Annotated in this window: 20 protein-coding genes; 4 read left to right on the forward strand and 16 right to left on the reverse strand. The window is 74.8% G+C overall.

Annotated elements, in window-relative coordinates:
* The coding region (locus AB0J72_RS31355) for a BTAD domain-containing putative transcriptional regulator (protein WP_363404842.1) at positions 1–1420 on the forward strand (1420 nt) is incomplete at its 5' end.
* 54 nt (positions 1421–1474) lie between these two features.
* Here AB0J72_RS31355 and AB0J72_RS31360 read toward each other — a convergent pair.
* From AB0J72_RS31360 to AB0J72_RS31425, 14 genes are all read right to left on the reverse strand, one after another.
* Positions 1475–1999, reverse strand: coding sequence for a phage tail protein (locus tag AB0J72_RS31360; protein WP_363404844.1), 525 nt, complete (start codon positions 1997–1999; stop codon positions 1475–1477).
* Complete coding sequence (locus AB0J72_RS31365) at positions 1996–3894, reverse strand: putative baseplate assembly protein (protein ID WP_363404846.1); 1899 nt, start codon at positions 3892–3894, stop codon at positions 1996–1998. Before AB0J72_RS31365 ends, AB0J72_RS31360 begins: the two co-directional genes overlap by 4 nt.
* A gap of 5 nt (positions 3895–3899) precedes the next feature.
* Positions 3900–4355, reverse strand: a complete 456-nt coding sequence (locus tag AB0J72_RS31370) for a GPW/gp25 family protein (RefSeq protein ID WP_363404848.1) — start codon at positions 4353–4355, stop codon at positions 3900–3902.
* Positions 4352–4627, reverse strand: a complete 276-nt coding sequence (locus tag AB0J72_RS31375) for a PAAR domain-containing protein (protein ID WP_363404850.1) — start codon at positions 4625–4627, stop codon at positions 4352–4354. Before AB0J72_RS31375 ends, AB0J72_RS31370 begins: the two co-directional genes overlap by 4 nt.
* A 20-nt stretch (positions 4628–4647) precedes the next feature.
* Complete coding sequence (locus AB0J72_RS31380) at positions 4648–6222, reverse strand: VgrG-related protein (RefSeq protein WP_363404852.1); 1575 nt, start codon at positions 6220–6222, stop codon at positions 4648–4650.
* Positions 6219–6968: a LysM peptidoglycan-binding domain-containing protein gene (locus AB0J72_RS31385; protein WP_344506885.1), complete on the reverse strand. Its 750-nt coding sequence runs from the start codon at positions 6966–6968 to the stop codon at positions 6219–6221. Before AB0J72_RS31385 ends, AB0J72_RS31380 begins: the two co-directional genes overlap by 4 nt.
* 27 nt (positions 6969–6995) lie before the next feature.
* The gene (locus AB0J72_RS31390; protein WP_363404853.1) at positions 6996–7430 is read right to left on the reverse strand and encodes a phage tail protein; all 435 of its coding nucleotides are present in this window, start codon (positions 7428–7430) and stop codon (positions 6996–6998) included.
* Complete coding sequence (locus AB0J72_RS31395; protein WP_363404855.1) at positions 7427–7882, reverse strand: hypothetical protein; 456 nt, start codon at positions 7880–7882, stop codon at positions 7427–7429. The genes AB0J72_RS31390 and AB0J72_RS31395 overlap by 4 nt, the downstream gene beginning before the upstream one ends.
* On the reverse strand, positions 7879–8043 hold the full coding sequence (locus AB0J72_RS31400; RefSeq protein WP_363404857.1) for a DUF6760 family protein: 165 nt from the start codon (positions 8041–8043) through the stop codon (positions 7879–7881). The genes AB0J72_RS31395 and AB0J72_RS31400 overlap by 4 nt, the downstream gene beginning before the upstream one ends.
* Entirely contained in the window at positions 8040–8426 is a 387-nt protein-coding gene (locus AB0J72_RS31405; protein WP_354903375.1) for a hypothetical protein, read from the reverse strand. The genes AB0J72_RS31400 and AB0J72_RS31405 overlap by 4 nt, the downstream gene beginning before the upstream one ends.
* On the reverse strand, positions 8423–8866 hold the full coding sequence (locus tag AB0J72_RS31410) for a phage tail protein (protein ID WP_363404859.1): 444 nt from the start codon (positions 8864–8866) through the stop codon (positions 8423–8425). Before AB0J72_RS31410 ends, AB0J72_RS31405 begins: the two co-directional genes overlap by 4 nt.
* A 9-nt stretch (positions 8867–8875) precedes the next feature.
* A complete protein-coding gene (locus AB0J72_RS31415) occupies positions 8876–10303 on the reverse strand; it encodes a phage tail sheath family protein (RefSeq protein ID WP_363404860.1) in 1428 nt (475 codons plus the stop codon).
* Position 10304: 1 nt separating this feature from the next.
* The gene (locus tag AB0J72_RS31420; RefSeq protein ID WP_363404862.1) at positions 10305–10853 is read right to left on the reverse strand and encodes a Pvc16 family protein; all 549 of its coding nucleotides are present in this window, start codon (positions 10851–10853) and stop codon (positions 10305–10307) included.
* Between the two features lie 80 nt (positions 10854–10933).
* Positions 10934–13240, reverse strand: a complete 2307-nt coding sequence (locus tag AB0J72_RS31425) for a transglycosylase domain-containing protein (RefSeq protein ID WP_363404864.1) — start codon at positions 13238–13240, stop codon at positions 10934–10936.
* Positions 13241–13750: 510 nt separating this feature from the next.
* Between AB0J72_RS31425 and AB0J72_RS31430 the strand changes: the two genes are divergently transcribed.
* Together AB0J72_RS31430 and AB0J72_RS31435 are read left to right on the forward strand one after the other, a co-directional pair.
* A complete protein-coding gene (locus tag AB0J72_RS31430) occupies positions 13751–14233 on the forward strand; it encodes a hypothetical protein (RefSeq protein ID WP_363404866.1) in 483 nt (160 codons plus the stop codon).
* Between the two features lie 145 nt (positions 14234–14378).
* Positions 14379–14885, forward strand: coding sequence for a hypothetical protein (locus AB0J72_RS31435; protein WP_363404868.1), 507 nt, complete (start codon positions 14379–14381; stop codon positions 14883–14885).
* A 176-nt stretch (positions 14886–15061) separates the two neighbouring features.
* On the opposite strand, the gene AB0J72_RS31440 is transcribed toward AB0J72_RS31435, so the two are convergent.
* Together AB0J72_RS31440 and AB0J72_RS31445 are read right to left on the reverse strand one after the other, a co-directional pair.
* Positions 15062–16150, reverse strand: coding sequence for a hypothetical protein (locus tag AB0J72_RS31440; RefSeq protein ID WP_363404870.1), 1089 nt, complete (start codon positions 16148–16150; stop codon positions 15062–15064).
* 71 nt (positions 16151–16221) lie between these two features.
* Complete coding sequence (locus tag AB0J72_RS31445) at positions 16222–16440, reverse strand: hypothetical protein (RefSeq protein ID WP_363404872.1); 219 nt, start codon at positions 16438–16440, stop codon at positions 16222–16224.
* Between the two features lie 237 nt (positions 16441–16677).
* On the opposite strand from AB0J72_RS31445, the gene AB0J72_RS31450 reads away from it, so the two are divergent.
* A complete protein-coding gene (locus AB0J72_RS31450) occupies positions 16678–17847 on the forward strand; it encodes a lysylphosphatidylglycerol synthase transmembrane domain-containing protein (RefSeq protein ID WP_363404874.1) in 1170 nt (389 codons plus the stop codon).
* Positions 17848–17865 lie beyond the last annotated feature (18 nt).

Here is a 17865-nt window from a genome sequence, read left to right on the forward strand (position 1 = left end):
GGCGCTGCCGCCCGACCCGCCGGCGGGCGTCGCCGTCGCCGACCTCGGGGTCCGGCTGTTGCACGCCTGCCTGGACGTCGCCGGCGCGTGGCCGACCGCCCGCGGCGAGCTCGACCGCCTGGCCGCCGACGCCGAGTGGGCCGGCCAGCCGTGGATCGTGCGGATGGCCCGGGCGCTGGGCGCGTTCGACGGCACCGCGCAGGGCCTGGCCGAGGCGCGCGCCGCCATCGCCGAGTGCGACCGCGACGGCGACCGCTGGGGCGCCGCCCTCGCGCAGGCGCTCGTCTGCCTGGTCGGCTCGCCGGTCCCGGGCACCGACGACGCCGCCGAGCTGCTGCGGCACTGCACGGCGCTGGACGCCCCGGTGCTGCGGGCGTGGGCGGAGTCGCTGCTGAGCGTGGCGCAGGCCGCGGCCGGCGACCCGGACGCCCCGGCGAGCGCGGCCCGCGCCGAACGCCTCGCCCGCGACGCCGGAGTTCCGGCCGCGGCCGCGCTCGCCACCGCGGCCGCCGCCCGCGCCAACACCGGCAGCGGCCCCGCGGAAACCGGTAACGACGAGCGCGACGCCGCCACCGGGCGCGGCGGGCGCGGCGGTGCAGGGCAGGAGGGTGCCGGGATCGCGCGGGTGGTCGAGGCGGGGCTGCCGGCCTCGGCGGTGCTGCGGTGGCTCGGGAAGCGACCCGGCGGCGACCCGGCCGGGGCGGTGCAGGCACCGCCGGTCGAGGTGTACTGCCTCGGCGGGTTCCAGCTGCGGCTGCACGGCCGGGAGCTCGACCTCGCCGGGGTGAAGCCGCGGACCCGGGTCGCGCTGCGGCTCCTCGCGATGCACGCCGGCCGGCCACTGCACCGGGAGACGATGCTGGAGGCGCTGTGGCCCGGCGTCGCGACCGCCTCGGCGACGCGGAGCCTGCACGTCACGCTGTCCAGCCTGCGGGCGGTCCTGCCGCCGGAGCCTCGGCTGCTGTCCCGCGACGGCGACGCGTACGAGCTGACGCTGCCGCCCGGCGGCTACAGCGACATCGGCAGCTTCGCCGCGGCGCTGCGCGAGGCGCGCCGGGCGGCCGTCGCCGGTGACGGCCACGCCCGGGCGGCGGCGCTGCACGAGGCGCTGTTCGCGTACGGCGGTGAGCTGCTGCCGGAGGACGGCCCGGCGGAGTGGGTGGTGCACGAGCGGGAGGTGCTGCGGCGGCGCGCCGCGGAGGCCGCCACGGAGCTCGCGACGGCGCTGCTGGCCGCGGGTGAGACCGCCGACGCGGTCGCCGCGGCCGAGCGGTGCGTGCAGATCGACCGGTACTGCGACGCCGGCTGGCGGCTCGTCGTGGACGGCTACCGGCAGCTGGGCAACCTCGCGGCGGCGGCCCGGGCCAGGCGCGAGTACGCCCACGTCCTCGCCTCCCTCGACGCCACCCCGGCCCACTGACCCGGCGGGCGCCCCGCGCACAGCCCCTCTACGACGCATCGACGGCCGGCCCGGCTACCACTCGCCGACGATCTCGATCGAGACGGCCGCCCGCAGGTGTGCCGGCACCTGGTCGCTCACGACCCGCTCGTACCAGGTGGTGTCCAGGCCCGCCGACGCCGGCACGAACACGCGGACCCGCACCGGGCCCGACCACTGACCGACCGCCTCCTCCTCAATGACGCAGCCGCCGTTGTCGTGCACCTCCACCCGGCCGCCGGTCGCGAGGGCGAGGAACCGTTCGAGACCCCACACAGTGCCCCGCCACCCGTACAGGTCGACGGCGTTCGCAAGCAGCTCCCGGCGCCGCTCGGCCGGAACCGCCGGGTCGCGCACGATCCCGAGCCAGGAGCCGAGCCAGTCCACGAAGTCGTCCGGCGCGAGCCGCGGGTCCAGGTACTCGGCCAGGGTGTCGATGCTCAGCAGAACCGGCGCGAGGAGGTCGTCGATGCCATGGGCGACGCCCGCCACGAACCGGTCCTCGGCGAGGACCGCCGGCAGGAAGGCGGCCACGGGATGCGGCGAGCCCGGCGATGTCACACGACCACCCGCACCTGGTGGGCGAAGGACAGCACCAGCGCGTTGCGCGGCACGTCGACCCGGTCCTGCGCCGCCAGCCGCTCGCCGGTGAGCACGTCGGCGGCATGCAGGGCCAGATGGTCCACGGTGTCCACGCCGGGCAGCGGCTGCAGCAGCGCGAACAGCTCGCCATGGCCGACGGCCCGGCCGAAGGGCCAGCCCGTGCCGGCGGGTCCGCCGCACAGCGGGTCCAGGTAGCGCTCCAGCGCCGCGACCGCCGCCGCCTGCAGCAGCTCCACATCCGTCGCGGGCAGGGCCCGGATCGCCGCGACAACCGTGACACCCACGTAGCTGGCCGACTCGATGGTGACCCGGGCGCCGATGCAGCGGCGCTGGTGCAGGTACTCCGCGATCCGCTGCGTGATGTCGCGGTCGACCCGCATGTCGTCGAGCCGCGGCGTGGTGCCGGCAGTGACCGCCGGCACGACGACGACGTGCACGAGACCCTGTTCGTCGCCGATGCACCGGACCCGGGCGATCTCCGGCGCGGCCTCCCGGGTGAGCACCTCGTAGTCCTCGGCGGTGACGGCGCGTCCCCTGGTCCGCAGGTGGATCTGCGTCCGCGCGGCGGCCTCGGCGACGCTCTCCGCGGGCACGCCACCGGCGGCCGGCCGGCGGTTCGTCACCCGGCTGACGAACGGGATCGCGTCGCGCAGGACGGTCAGCGTGCCGGCGGCGACGTTGCCGCGGCGACCCCCGCCACGGCGGTGCCCGGCGGCGCGGACCACCGCGCCCCGCCGCGGGACGGCGCCGAACTGCCGCATCGACCCGTCCGACTGGCGGATCGTCGGGCCGAACACCACCTCGTCGTGCTCGACGCGCACCGCCCGCTGCTCGGCGTCCAGGTCGGCGAACGTGGCGACCTCCGGCCACGCCTGCCACCCGTCGCCCTCGTCGACCTCGATCACGCCCGAGCCCGCCACGACCGGGCCGCGTTCGAGCCGGAAACGCTGGCCGGGCCGGCCCTCGCAGACACCGAGGGATTCGGGGTCCATGACGTCGGCGTGCGCGGCGGTCACGGTCACCCCGACCGCGACGGCGGAGCAGGCGCGGATCACCGGCGGATTGACGTAACCGGTCTCGTGGCCGAGGAGGCGGGCCCGCAGCCAGCTTGCGCGGCGGTCGATCAGGACCCGGTCGCGGTGCTTCGTCGGCACGTGCAGCAGCACGTCGCCGTCCCGGGTGAGCCCACCGGTGCCGTCGGCCTCCACGTCGCACGCGAGCCAGCCCTCGTCGGTGGACGCCTCCCACACGATCGGCGGCCGGTTGGGGTCGATGCCGTACCCGGGGGCGTCGAACCGGAGCTGCAGCAGCAGCGCCGCGTTCGCGGCCGGGGCCGCGAGCCCGAAGTAGAGCGCGTCGTCGGGCCGCGCAGGGTCGCCGAAGGCAGCCACGCCGACCCCGCTGGTCAGCTCGGCCGTCCGGTCGCTGAGCGGGCCGCCGGCGGCGGTCAGGACGTAGGCCAGCGCCGCCGGCAGGACCACGCCCTCGCGGGTCGTGGTGAAGACCGGCGGCCGCTCGTCGCCGGTGCGCACCGCGGTGACCTGCGTGCCGGTCGGGACCCGCACGGGCTGCCGCTGCGGCGCCGACAGCAGGAACGTCACCTCGGTCCGCGCCGCCTGAGCGGGGTACGGGACGATCCCGATGAGCTCCAGCAGCCGCCGCTCGTGCAGCTCCGGCACCCGGTTGAGCCGGTAGATCAGCTGGTCGACGAGGGTCGCCACGGCCTCCAGCAGCGTGACGCCCGGGTCGGACGGCTGGGTGGCCGTCCACTCGGGGCAGCGGGCGCGGACGTGCCGCAGCGCGTCGTCCAGCAGGCTCTCGAAGTCGCGGTCGTCGAGGTTGGGTGCGGGCATGGGCATCAGCGGCCCTCCGGTTCGGGCGCCGCCGCGGCGGGGGCCGGCGCGTCGGCGGGGAACAACTGGAACGGCACGGCCACGGCCTGCGGGTCGCGCTCGCCCACCACCGTGTACCGCAGCGTGATCGTCAACATGCCGGCCTCGGCGTGCTCGAAGCCGACGGTCACGTCGTGCAGCGCGATCCGCGGCTCCCAGCGTTCGATGCTGCGGCGCACCTCGTACGCGGCCCGGCCGGCGGTCGACGGGTCGGCGGGCGCGAACACCAGGTCGTGCAGCGCGCAGCCGAAGTCGGGGCGCATCGGCCGCTCGCCGGGCGCGGTGCCGAGGATGAGCCGGATGCTCTGCTCGATCTGCCGGTCGCCGCCGGCGAGCGCGACCGTGCCGAGCGCGTCGAGGCCCGCCGGGAACGCCCATCCGGCGCCGACATGCCTCTGCTGCCCCGCGTGCACGGCCCTCACCCGCCGATCAGGACGGTCGGGCAACCGAGCACGATCGGCGCGCCGCATGCCGTGATGTCGCCCATCCGGGCGGCCGGCTGGCCGCCGATCAACACCGTGGGCGCGCCCGTCGCCACCGGCGACGGCGGGTGCATCGCCGGCGGCGGGAACGAGCACACGTGCAGGTCGCCCTGGCGGGCGGCGGGCGCGCCGCCGATGAGGACGGTCGGCGCCCCGCTCACGAGCACGCCGGGGTGCCCGGTCGGGTCACCCATCCTTGCCGCGGGACGCATCGACCCTCTCCTTCCGATGGTCAGTTGAGCCTGATGACGGCCGCGCGCACGACGGCCTGCCCGTTCGCGGTGATCTCCGCTTCCGCTTCCGCCTCGACGCTGACCCGCCGGCCGCGCAGGGTCAGGTCGCCGGCGCCGGCGTCGAGGGTCACGCCGCGGCCGCTGACGTGGACGGCGCCGGTGGCGCTGTCCAGGCGCACTGTCGCGGCGCCGCCGGCGGTGGCGATCAGCACCCCGCCGTCCTCGATCAGCTCGACGCGGTGGCCGTGCCGGGACACGAACCCGCGGACCGCCACGGCGCCGCTGACCGGGTCGACCGGCTCCCGCGACAGCTGCGGCACGGGGTCGGTGCCGTTGTGCAGGCCGCCGACGACGTACGGCGCGTCGAGGTCGTCGCCCGCGAACCCGGCGAGGACCTCGTCGCCGACCTCCGGCAGGATCAGCGCGCCGCGGCCCGGGCCGGCGCCCGGCTGCACGGTGCGCGCCCAGCCGGTGGTGTAGCCGGGCGCGAGCCACGGCAGGATCAGCCGGACCCGGCCCAGGCCGAGCGGGTCGCGCACGTCGCCGACGACCGCCGGGACCAGGCCACGCACCGGGCCGGGCGGCCGCGGCGCCGGGGTGGGGCGGGCGACGGTGAAGGCGGTCGTGTACCCGGCCTGCGCGTCGAACGTGTGCCGCACGCCGGTCAGCACGTGCCGGCCCTCGAACGGCTCGCCCGCGTCGACGAGCTCGACCGCGACGCCGGGCCGCAGCGCCGGGTCGCCCTCGGCGAGGCCTTCCAGCTCGACGGCCGTGGCGGCGCGGGCCGCGGCCGCCTCCGCCGCCACGCGTACCAGGTCGGGCCGGTGCGCGACGCCGCCGACCCGCTGCTCGACGCCGCCGACGGTGCCAACGGTGCCCGGCACCGGCTCCGTCGCCTGCACGGCGCGCTTCGTCGTCAGGTCCCACGCGTGCGCGGCCACGGCACCGGCCGCCGGGCGGCCGCGGGTGGCCCGCAGCGCCAGCAGCGACCTGGCCGCCAGCGGCAGCGGCTCGGCGCCGTCGTCCGCGGGGGCGAACCGCAGCGCGCCGGCCACGACCGCCGGGCGCGCGCCGAACAGCTCGCCGAGGCGCAGCAGGAACTCCCAGTCGGTGACGTCGTCCTGGCTGAGCTGGCCGTCCCAGGCGGCGCGGGCGGCGGCGCCGGTCTCGGCGACCGGAACGGCGCGCAGCCCGGCCCGCCCGGCGATCGCGGCGACGATCTCCGACACGCTCATGCCGAGGTACGCGACGACCCGGCGGGCGCCCTGCAGCCGGTGGGTGGCGTCCAGCCCGCGCACCTCGGTGGTCGTGCCACCCGGCCCGAACTCGCGCTCGACGGAGGTCACCTCGCCGTCGGTGAGCGTGCGGGCGGGCCGCCCCGGCACCGGGACGCGGACGGAGACCTCGGCGCCGATGCGCAGGCCGGCCTTGTCGAGCGCGGCGTGCTGGGGGTCGCCGAACCGGAGGGTGAACATCGCCGGCAGCCCGGTGTCCTCGTCGACCCGCGCGTACGTCAGCATCGCCGCCACGTCGTCGGGCAGCGCGACCCCGTCGACCTCGATCAGGAACGTCACGGCGCACCGCCCCGCGGACCGGGGATCACCAGCCGCGTGCCCGGCGTGAGCCGCAGCGGGTCGTCGATCCCGCTGGCCTCGGCGATGCGCCGCCACGCCGCCGGGTCGCCGTACGCCTCGAACGCCACCGACGTGAGCGTGTCACCGGCGGCGACGACGTGGACGCGCTCGCCCGGCGGCGCGGCCCGCCGCAGCCCGGACGGCGCCTCCGTCGACAGTTCCTCCAGGGTCACCGCGCACGTGGCGCGCACCGGCGTCCCGTCCGGGGTGAAGAGGCTGTACCTGGCGGTGACGCTGCTGACGTACGCGGGGAAGCTCATCGTGCCGCCCCAGTGGAACAGCACCCACGGCGGGGATCCGCGCCGGCCCGCGCGGCTGCGCTCGGTCGGCACGCAGCACTCGAAGAGCCGCTCGACGGCCGCGACGACCCGGTCGTCCATCGTGTCGGTGGCGTCGAAGAACATCTCGACCTGCAGGCGGCTCGGCTCGGCGCCGGTGAACTGCGGCGGCCCGCTGCGCCGGGCGTCGCGCTGAGGGTCGCGGCGCCACCGCGTGTGCTTGGTGACGATCAGCTCGGTCGGGTTGAACTGGAACTCGATGACGCCGAGCACCGCGTCGCCGGGCGCGCCGGGGGTCCCGCCCGGCGCCGGCTCACGCAGCTCCAGGTAGGCCCGTTGCAGGCCGGCGGGCGCGGCGGCCGACGGGTGTCCGGAGTGGACGGTGCTCAGGCTGACGGGCGTCGTCACGCGCACCCACCTCCGGCCGTGGTCATCTCAGCCTGCCCAGGAGCCGATGAAGCCGTGGTGGGCGAACTCCACGGTCTCGGTGATGACGGCGGCGCGCCCCGGGTCCAGCCGCGGGCCGCTCCAGCGCACCGGCAGCACGTCGCGCAGCGCCCAGCGGGCGACGACCGCCCCCGACGCGCTGCGCGCCTCGATGACCGCGGTGGCCCGCCGCACGCCGCCGGGCGCGCCGGTGAACCACCGGGCCAGCTTCGCGCTGTCCGGCGTGACCGGGCGGGACAGCCGCACGTTGGAGTACCGCACCCCCGTCGGCAGCTGCCAGACCCAGCCGTTGTTGCCGCCCTCGGCCCGCTCCTCGACGACGACCTCCGCGCCGAGGCCCTCGCAGCTGTCGAAGGCGCCGAGGCTCTCGTCGTCGATGCTGACGACGAAGTACACCGCGTAGTCGTCGCTCCAGTCGCTCACCGGCGGCCGTGCCCGTCACGGCGGTCGCGTTCGGCCCGCTGCCGCGCGGTGATGCTGCGCAGCAACGGATCCAGCAGCCGGGCGGCGAGCGCGTCGAGGTCCGGCGGCGGGACCGGCGGCGCGGCGGCGGCCGGCGACGGAGGCGGGGCGGCCGGCGCCGGGAAGACCACGACCCGCTCGGCGGGCGCGGGGGCCGCCGGGAACGCCGCCGGCGGCGGGAACACCGCGGTGCGCGTGACGGGTACGACGCCCGCGGGCTCGAACACCACCGGCCGCGGCTGGGGCGGCGGCGCGGGCACGGCCAGGGGCAGCGGGATGCGGCGGCTGCCGCCGGGCGTCACCCGTACCCGGGCCGCCGGGACGGCCAGGACGGCCGGTGGCCGCGGGTCGACGACCGCCGGCCCGGCGCCGGCGAGCGCCCTCGGGTCCCGGTGCGTGGCGGGGCCGGTCACCGCACGCCGCCCGCGCTCAGCCGGGTGTTGATCCGCGCGATCTCGGTCGCGTAGCGGCGCCGGTCGGCGTGCTCCAGGTCCAGGATCGCGTCCAGGGACCAGTGGAAGTGGTAGGCGAGGTACGCGGTCTCCTCGTGGAGCCGGTCGGCCGCGTACGTCACGATTCCCCCAGGCGGCTGCCGGACAGGTCGACGGCGATCCCGGTGCCGCAGCCGGGGCAGGTCACCGAGGCGGTCGGCGGGCCGTCGGTGTTGAGCCGCCGGTACAGGTCCTGCAGGTGGGCGACGTCGACGGCGAACAGGTCCTCGACCAGCCCCGCGTGGATGTCGGTCACCGTGCCGATCCGCACGACGACCCGGGCCAGCAGCACCACCGTCAGGTACGCCGGGTTCTCCCGCACCCGGTCGTCGCGCAACGGCACCAGCTCGTCCCGCGCGGTGGCCAGCCGCATCACGCCGTCGCGGTGCACCACGCCGGCCGGGTCCACGTAGCCGCGCGGCAGCTCGAAGGGGAACTCGGTCCGCAGGCCGGCGGGCGCGCTCACTCGACCTCCATCTGCTCGTAGGTGACGACGAGGGTCTCGGTGAGCACGCCGGGGTCCCCCGCCCGCAGCGCGCCGATCTCGAGGCTGCGCGGCCAGGCGCCGCTGATCCGGTACCGCTTCAGGGGGCTGCCCTCCTGGTCGTACACGATGACCGCGCCGCCGCGGCGGGCCTCGCCGATCCGGCCGAACCGGGCCGCCTGCAGCCACTTCTCGAAGCCGTTGTCGGCGGTGAGCGGGCGCACCAGCGTGAGCTCGCCGCCGTGGCTGCGGCCGGGCAGCTTGCGCACCACGTAACGCCCGTCGGCGGTGTGCTGCCTGACCTCGATGACGTCGTGCTCCATCTTCAGCCCGCGCACCTCGGAGATCTGCTTGATGACGATCCCGTCGATCTCCAGGCCGAACGAGTGCCCGAGCGCCGCGTCGTAGTCCGCCAGTGCCATGAACCGCGCCTACCCTTCGAGGAACGCCGCGCCGGACGCGGACTGGGCCAGCCGGAACACGATGAACTCCGCCGGCCGTACCGGCGCGACACCGACCTCGCAGATCACCGCGCCGCTGTCGACGGACTCGGCCGGGTTGTTGCTCGCGTCGCAGACGACGAAGAACGCCTCGTCGGGGGTGCGGCCGAAGAGCGCGCCCCGCCGCCACTGCTCCGTGAGGAACGCCGCGACCGTGCGCCGCACCTTGGCCCAGAGTTCCGCGTCGTTCGGCTCGAACACCGCCCACTGGGTGCCGTACAGGATCGAGCGTTCGAGGTGGTTGAACAGCCGGCGGACGTTCAGGTGCCGCCACGCCGGGTCCGACGACAGCGTGCGGGCGCCCCACACCCGGATGCCCCGGCCCGGCTGCGCCATGAGCGCGTTGACCCCGACCGGGTTGAGCAGGCTGACCTCGCTCGCCGACAGCCGCACGTCGAGGTCGACGGCGCCGCGGATCGCCTCGTTGGCGGGCGCCTTGTGCACCCCCCGGGTCGCGTCGGTGCGCGCCCAGACCCCGGCGATGTGCCCGCTCGGCGGCACCGACCGCGTGCGCCCCTCGGCCGGGTCGAACACACGGATCCAGGGGTAGTAGAGGGCGGCGTACTTCGAGTCGAACCCGGCGGCGTCCCGGCGCCACTCCAGCGCCTGCATCGGCGACAGCCCCGGCGGCGGGTCCAGGACCGCCATCCGGTCGCCCATCAGCTCGCAGTGCGCGATCATCGACAGCTGCACGGCCTTCACCGCCTCGAGGTCGAGGTCGCCGCGCTGGTACAGCGCCATCAGGTCGGGCACGACGACCGTCGACACGTCCTGCACGGACTCCAGGCCGCCGAGCCCGGTCCGGTCGGCGGCGTCGCCGACGAAGTCGTCGGCGTGCGGCGCGGGCGCGTCGGCGTGCAGCGGGTAGCGGCCGGGACGCGGCGTGACCCGCCGTGACGAGCCGGACTCGACGCGGACGAGGCGCGAGGCCTCGTTCACGTGCTGCGGGCCGATGATCGTCTCGGCGAGCCGGTCGTCGAGGTACACGCGCACCTCGTCGTCCGCGACCTCGACGGTGACGCGACCGGCGCTCAGCCCGTCGCGGGCGACGAACCGGACGTCGCCGGCGGTGGCGGACGGCAGCTCCATCCGGCCCGCGCCGACCCGCACGATGTAGCAGTCGCCGCCGCCGTTGAGGAACCAGCCGTAGACCGCGTGACCCAGGTAGGTGCCGGCGACGAAGTCGCCGAAGGTGCGCTGGAACGAGGCCCAGTCGGCGACCATCGTCGGCGTGTTGAACGGCCCGTGTTCGGCGAGGCCCACGAACGCGGGGACCGAGGTGCCGATCGCCGCCACCGGGCGGCTCCCGCCCTCGATCTCCTCGACGTACACGCCGGGCGCGAGATAGCTGGGTGCCACGTCATGCCTCCGTCAGAGCCGGTCGGTGCTGGGGGTCGGCGATGCTCAGCCGCAGCCCGGACCCGACCGGCGGGCCCACGGGCCGGGCCGTGTCGGGGGTGACCGGGACGGTGACGGCGAGGCACACGGCCGCTTTCAGCGGGATGCCCAGCCCGGCGCACAGCCCCGGCGGCGCGTCCCGCAGCGCCATGGTCACGGGATCCGCGATCGCCGCGAGGTGCTCCGCGGGCAGCACCGGATGGCGCAGCGCCATCTGCAGGACCGCGCCGAGCAGCGTGTGCGCGTCGAGTGGGTCGTAGGTCCAGGCCGTCACGGCGTAGGACAGCACGATGTACCGCGGCGGCGGCCGCATCCCGACGACCCGCCCGTCCTCGTCGTGCAGGCGGATCGCGCCGTGCTGCCGCCGCGTCACGTCCTCGGCGAGGTCGAACAGGGACACGTCGACCCGCGCCGACATGTCCCCCACGGGCGCGTCGAGCGACAGCTGGACGTCGCGGCCCAGCTCCTCGCGCAGCAGCGCGCGCAGGGCGCGCCCCACCTCGGCGATCACCGGCGCCACCGCCCGGACCTCGTCACGGGGTGAGCATGCACCCCACCCCTCATCGACGAGTCATCGCCGGCTTAACGCCGCTACGGTTTCACCCCCGTGCCGAGCACCTTGTCGCCGGTGTGTGTCGCCGGCGGGAACGTGGCGACCGGGACGTTCAGCGCGGTCAGCGCGCCGTCGAGGAAGTCGCGCCAGATCGCGCCGGGCAGCGTGCCGCCGATGATCGCCCGGCCGTCCCGGTCGACGAGCTTCCGCTCCTCGCCCTTGTTGCCGACCCACACGGCGACGGCGAGACCGTTGGACTTCTTGGCGGGGTCGGAGGCCGCGTAGCCGGCCATCCACGCGTGCGCGTTGTCGGTGGTCTGGGCCAGCTGCCACGCCCCGGCGGTGCCGGCGAGCTGGCGGTCGTCGTGGGTGCGCAGGCCGTACCGCTTCGGCACGCCCTGCAGGACGGCGTTCAGGTCGTCGGCCATGGCCTCGGTGAAGCCCGGGATCCGCACCGGCTTGACGACCTCGCCGTAGGTCTTCTTGCCGTCGGTCCACACCTCCTTGAGGAAGTGCGCCTTCGTGGCGACCCCGCGGTTGGCGAACGTGGCCATGCCGGCGGCGTGGTCGAGCACCGTCACCGGGTACTGGCCGAAGCCGACCTCCGTGTTGAAGTACTTCGGGAAGAGGTCCTTGCCCGGCGCCTTCGCCAGGTCGACCTTCTCGAACCTGCCGTCGATCGAGGCCCACATGCTCCCGATCCCCGCGGCGTGGGCCGTGTCGATCACCTTGGCGGGGCCGACCGCCTCGGCGAGCGCGAAGTACGGCGTGTTGAGCGCCATGACGGTGGCCTCGTCGAGCGTGCACCACTTCGGCGAGCCCGACCGGCACGCCGGCGCCGCCGCGGGGTTCTCGCCGGCGTTCCTGACGGGGTTGCGGCTCGTCCGGCCGCTGCCCGGGAACTCCTGCGGCGACTCGCCGTTCCAGTACGAGTCGATGGAGTATCCGGCGCTCAGGCCGGCCGCGAGGGTGTACACGTCGAACGACGCGCCGGCGGGGTGCCCGCCGCAGCAGCTGTTGGCGCCGTTGTCGAGCACCGGGTCGGCGTAGGAGCCGGCGAAGTCGCCGCCGCTGCCGGTGTCGCCGCCGTAGTAGGCCTTGACCGCGCCGGTGCCGGGCTCGATCGCGACGAGCGCGGCCTGCAGGTTGGTGGGCTGCTTGTCCATGTTGGACTCGGCGTTGCGGCCCGCCTCGCGCACCGCGATCTGCTGTGCGGTCCTGTCGATCGTGGTGACGATCTTCAGGCCGCCGTTGCGGAGCCGGTCGAAGTGCTTCCGGCCGTCGGGCGCGGCGTCCTCGTACAGCGGCTGCCCGGTCTTCGGGTCGGTCAGCGCCGCCACCTCGCCGAGCACGTGGTGGACGATCAGGCCCTCGGGCGCGTCCATGCCGCCCGCCACCTTGGTCGCGTCCGCGCGGGCCTGCGCCGCGGTCAGCACCTTCGCCGGGTAGGCCAGCTTCTGGTCCGCGTCGGCCGGCATCACGAAGCCGAGCTCGACCATCTGCCGTTTGATCTCGTCGAAGCGCCCGTGGGCCCGCTCGGCGTCGACGGTCGGGTCGAACGGGCTGCCCTTGCCGTCGCCCTCGGGGTTGTCGACGAGCCCGGCGAGCACGGCGCCCTCGGCGGCCGTCAGGTCCTTCACGGACTTGCCGAAGTACGCCTGCGCCGCCGCCTGCACCCCGTACGCGCCGCGGCCGAAGTACATGATGTTCAGGTACTGCTCGAGGATCTGGTCCTTGCTGTACTGCTGGTTGAGCTTGGTCGCGATGACCGCCTCGCGCGCCTTCCGCGCGAACGACGTGCCTTCGAGCTCGGCCCAGCGCCGCGCGTACTGCTGGCTGATCGTCGATCCGCCGTGCCTGCCGTCGCCGGCGACATGGTTCCACACCGCGCCGGCCGCCTCCCAGTAGTCGACGCCGCCGTTGGTGTAGAACGTCGGGTCCTGCGCCGCGACGAACGCGTGCTGCACGTCGACGGGGATGTCCCCGATCGTGACCAGCGTCCGGTTGACCGCGCCGATCCGCGCCATCGGCGTCGTGCCGTCGGCGTAGTAGATCGTCGTCACCCGATCCATTGAGATGTCGTCGGGCATGGCGACGCTGTCGTAGTAGTACGTGCCCCCGGCCAGCCCGAGCCCGGCGATGACGGCGAGCACGAGCGCCGACCGGAGCAGGAACTTCCGCCACCGCCTCCGCCGGCCCTTGCCCGTTCGTGTCTCGGCGGCTTCCGGTGTACCGGCAGCGCCGGGCGCACGCTCGACCGCCTCCGGCGCCCCGGCGACCTCGGCCGTCTCGGGTGTGTCCGGCGTTTTCGGCGCCGGCCGCTCGCTGCTCTGGTCGTCGTCCATGTCGTCTGCCCCGTCGTCGAATGGCCATCGATCGCCACAGATCGTACAGACAGTGAACGGATCCGGGGGATCCTGCGTGTATCCGGACCTGACCGTGACAGCCAGCAACGACGCCGGCCCGCGGCGCTACTTGAGGCCCTCCTCGGCGCGGGCCTCCGTGCAGCTCGGCGGGCTTGCCGGCGATCGCCCGCAGTTGGCATGCGGCTCAGGCTACGCGCCAGCGGTCGTAGGCAACCGCCAACGCAACGACACCAGGAATCGAACCCTCACTCCGAGAAACCCGCAACATTGCCTGGGAGGTAGCCCTGAGTCAGTGGCGCGGCGGCAGTACCGTTCGGTGCATGATCCTTCCCCCGCCACGTTCGCTGCGTGCTCGGCCGTGGCCTCGGCCTCGACCGGGTAGCGCACCTCGCGGCCGAGGCCCCCGCCGGACCGTCTCGCAACGGGCCGACGACCGCTGCCCGGACGAGGACTTCTTCTACGACCGTTCGGGATCTGGATGCTGAGCCAGTGGGTCACAGCATCACCGCGTTGATCGTGACCGGGGAGCCCGATCGGGCGGCCGCGGCCGAGTGGGGAGTCGAGCCGGTGCCGCTGGGCGAGGGGCGGTGGCTGGTGCCGATCACCCACTATTTCACGGCGTACCAGCAGGCACGGCTGGGCGAGACGGAAGCGCTCGACGTGTCGGCGAGCTTCCCCGCCGTCTTCCCGCGCGAAGGAGTCGTCCTGCGCCTCGCCGCCGCCTTGACCGCAAACCCGTTCGCGCTCGTCATGACGGACTACTTCGGTGGCATGGGCGGCCAGTGGGCATGTGTGTTCGCCGGCGGGCGGCGGGTCGGCGGCATCGAGCGGATCAACGCAGCGCTGCGGGAGCTCGGCGTCGAACGCCGGGGTGAGCTCGACGAGTTCGACACCGTCGGGCTGGGTGCATACCGGCATCCGCCCGACGAGCTCGACCGCTATGAGGCGCTCTGCGACGAGCTCGGCGTCTGACCGAGGCGGCCGCGCCACGGCGGCCGACGAGTGGCCCACTCCCACTCCGGCGAGTTCGGCAGCATCCCGCCCGGGTCCATGGGCAGCAGATGCCGGTCCGGGGAGCCGGGTCCGGGTTCATCCCGCGAGGCGTATTCTCGGCGGGATGATCAGCGTCAACCCACGCCTCGTCCGAGACGACAAGCCGGTCGAGCGGGCGACGTCCCTCGCTCTTCCCGGCGAGTTGACCGCGCTCATCGTCGCGATCCATGGTGGTGCCGAGGCGGTCGAGATCCCCGCCGACTACGCCGAATTCGTCCGCACCGATGGTGGCGGCCTGTGGACCCTGGACCGGGACGGCGCTCCGGACCCGTACGGCTGGGAGGTCCACCGGTTCTCCACGGCGCTCGCGGCCACCGCGGGGCTGTACGAGCGGGCCGTCGCGGAGCGGGAGGACGCTCCGGACTGGGAGCACGACGCGTCGATCGCGGCGATGCGCAAGGCCGGCTTCTGGCTCGAGATCGGTGGGTACGGCTGGCGGCACCTGCACTACCTGTGCTGCGATCGGTCCCGGGAGCAGTTCGGCAAGGTCTACGACCTCAACGACGGCGACCTCACCACCGGCATGGTCCCCGATGCGGTCTGGGGCAGCTTCAGCGAGTACATCAGCTGACACCGAGCGCGCATCGTCAGTGAGCGCACAATCGTGCGGCTGGTCGAGTTGAGAGGTCTCGAACCCTGGACCCTCAACGGTCGCGCCGAGCACGACCCACGCGGCGCGACCGGGGTCGCCACCTGACCCCCTCTCCGGTGGCGGCTCCGGTCGCGCGCGCGTGCCCCCGTTGTGGGTCAGGTCTGGCGGAGCGGGGGCATTGGGATGGGGATCTGGTACGCGGTGGCGCCGGCGCCGATGCCCGCCTCGCAGGTGTTCGGGGGGACGGTGCCGATGCCGCGGGTGGCTGGGCGTTCGGCGGCCCAGAACATGTAGCCGAGCAGGCCGGCGGTGGTGCCGGCGCCATTGGGCGCGGCTGACTGCACGAACGTGCCGGTGGAGCGTTGCAGCGACGTCGAATAGCTGGTGCACTCGGGCAAGGGGCGGCTGCCCTGGGCGACGTACAGGCCGCCGGTGAACTTGGCCGGAGCGAGGGGCGGGACCACCGGGTTGTAGGTGGGTTTTCCGTCGATGTGTTCCTGCCAGTTGGCGATCGCCGCGCTCGCTGAGGGTTGCTTCGAGGGGACCATGGCGTTGGCGTAGTCGAGGACCGGGCGGTCGGTGCGCAGCCAGTCGGCGGTGGCCTTGCGGTTGAGGGCGATGAGCCACCGGTCGCCGGCCGCGACGTCGATGGTCAGGCGGGCCGCCGGGTCGGCGCCGGACGCGTCGTAGGGCAGGGCCGCGCGGTACGCGTCGATGAAGGCCTGCAGTCCGGTCAGGTTGGGGGCGGTGTTCTCCTCGTAGTCGATCTCGATGCCGACGCCGAGGCGGCGGGCTACGGCGGCGGCGTTGCGGCCGAGCTGGGCGGCGTTCGAGGCGAGGGCCGCGTTCCACGCGTCGGTGTACGTGATGCCGCCGATCGACAGCATGACGCGGATGCCGCGGCCGGTGAAGTAGCCGACGATCTCCGGGGTCATGCCGCGTGGGACGCCGGCCACCGTCGTGGCGTCGTCGGTGAGGTTCAGCAGCTTCCCCGGGTCGACGAAGCTCAGCACCACGACGTTGACCGACGGGCGGCCGTCGCCGCGGTCGACCAGCCAGTGGTTCTGGGCGTCGAACGCCGCCACGGTCCGGGCGGTGCCCCAGGTGCAGAAGTCGTTGCCGCAGTGCCACGCGCCGTAGATCTGCGGTGGCGTGACCGCCGCGGCCGCGGGCCGGGCGAGCGCGACGAGCACGGCGGTGACCAGGATGGGTAGCGCGGCGAGCACAGCGAGTATCCGACGCATGCAAAGAAGGTAATCACTGGATCGACGGCTGTACACGGCCGCGACCGGTAGCGATATACGGAGAGAATGCGTTACACCGCGGGGAGTCGCGCCGCGCGGACGAGGACCTGGAGCCGGCCCACCTCGGTGCCGTCGCGGCGCAGACGGACGCCGCGGACCTGGAGCCATGGCTCGCCGTCGAACTCGATGGGTCCGGCGCGGTCAATGGACTCGACCCGGAGGCGCAGCTCACCGGTGCCGTACCGGTAGTCCTGCTCGTCCAGCACGACGACGAAGACGCGTGCCGTCATGGCACCGGTAGGCCGCGTTCGGGTGCTGTCATGTGCATGGCGCCGAGCCTATGCCGGCGTCGTGCCCGGCGACCTCAGCTAAATCGATGCAACACTCGGCTTCTCGACAGGGCCGTGGTCGCCCGCGGGCAGTGGGCGGCTGCCTGATCGGACACATCCGCGCGACGATCGTGGCCGCCGGTGCTGCTCAGCGGGGGTGCGGGCAGGTCCGGCCGGACCGTTTGCAAAGATCGGATCATGCCGTCGTCACCGCCCGAGGAAGCAACACCGCCCGAGGAACTGGCGGCACCCGACGAGGAGGCGGCCCGCAGCGACGCTGCGACACCCGGCCAGAAGACGGCGCGCAGCGCCGTGACGGCGCCCGAGCAGAAGAACGACGTGGCGGCGGCCGAGAAGGTGGCGGCCGGGACCTGGCGGAGCCGGTGGCTGCGGCTGCTGCTCGTCGTCGTCTCCGTGGTGGTGCTGGCGGCGATCGGCCTGCGTGGGCGGCTCCCCGACCCGCAGGACCTGCTCGCCTCCCTGACCGGCGCCTCGTGGGGCTGGGTCGCCCTGGCCGCGCTGCTGCAGGCCGGGTCGGTCGCCGCGTTCGCGGGGCAGCAGCAGTACCTGTTCTCGGCGCTCGGCGTCCGGATCCGCCGCCGCCGGGTGCTGGCGATCACCCTGGCCCGCACCGCGATCTCGATCTCGGTCCCGGCCGGCGCCGCGGTCTCCACCGGCTACGCCATCCGCGAGTACGAGCGCGCCGGCGCCCCCAAGGAGCTCGGCGCGGTCACCGCGATCGTGTCCGGGCTCGCCTCGATCGGCGGCCTCGCGCTCATGTACGTCGCCGGCGGCGCCGCCCTGGCCGCGTACGGCACCACGACCTCCCTGACCTGGCGTCCTCTGGCGATCGTGGCCGGGATCGTCGCCCTGACGGCCGCCGTCGTCGTCCTCGGCCGGCGCCTCATCGACGCCAAGCCCGCCGACCCGCGGCGGCCCCCGCCGAAGGGCCGGATCCGCCGGTACGTGCAGCGCCTCCTCGCCTCGGCCCGGGAGGCGTGGCGGGCGGGTGCCGGCCTGCGCGCCCGCGACTGGTGGGCCGTCATCGCGTACGCCGCCGCGAACTGGCTGACCGACCTGTGCTGCCTGGCCGCCTGCACGTACGCGCTGGGCCTGCCGGTGACGCTGCCCGCGCTGGCCGGCATCTACCTCGGCGTCCAGATCGTCCGGCAGGTGCCGCTGTCCCCGGGCGGCATCGGCGTGATCGAGACCGCCCTGGTCGCGGGCCTGACCGCGTCGGGCGCGACCGCCATCGCCGCGACCGCCGCCGTCCTGCTCTACCGCCTGCTGTCGTGCTGGCTGCTCATCCCCCTCGGCGGCGCCGCCGCGGTCGTCCTGCGCCGCCCCCGACCAGAGCGGTCACCGTGAAGCGGCGCCGCCGGCAGC

Origin of the sequence: Dactylosporangium sp. NPDC049742 (assembly GCF_040674675.1) — a bacterium.
Lineage (GTDB): Bacteria > Actinomycetota > Actinomycetes > Mycobacteriales > Micromonosporaceae > Dactylosporangium > Dactylosporangium maewongense.

Excerpts from the sequence above, each read along its gene's own strand:
- AB0J72_RS31365 (WP_363404846.1), bottom strand. The coding sequence starts at position 3,894 with ATGCCCGCACCCAACCTCGACGACCGCGACTTCGAGAGCCTGCTGGAC.
- AB0J72_RS31375 (WP_363404850.1), bottom strand. The coding sequence starts at position 4,627 with ATGCGTCCCGCGGCAAGGATGGGTGACCCGACCGGGCACCCCGGCGTG.
- AB0J72_RS31410 (WP_363404859.1), bottom strand. The coding sequence starts at position 8,866 with ATGGCACTGGCGGACTACGACGCGGCGCTCGGGCACTCGTTCGGCCTG.
- AB0J72_RS31425 (WP_363404864.1), bottom strand. The coding sequence starts at position 13,240 with ATGGACGACGACCAGAGCAGCGAGCGGCCGGCGCCGAAAACGCCGGAC.
- AB0J72_RS31435 (WP_363404868.1), top strand. The coding sequence starts at position 14,379 with ATGATCAGCGTCAACCCACGCCTCGTCCGAGACGACAAGCCGGTCGAG.
- AB0J72_RS31440 (WP_363404870.1), bottom strand. The coding sequence starts at position 16,150 with ATGCGTCGGATACTCGCTGTGCTCGCCGCGCTACCCATCCTGGTCACC.
- AB0J72_RS31445 (WP_363404872.1), bottom strand. The coding sequence starts at position 16,440 with ATGACGGCACGCGTCTTCGTCGTCGTGCTGGACGAGCAGGACTACCGG.
- AB0J72_RS31450 (WP_363404874.1), top strand. The coding sequence starts at position 16,678 with ATGCCGTCGTCACCGCCCGAGGAAGCAACACCGCCCGAGGAACTGGCG.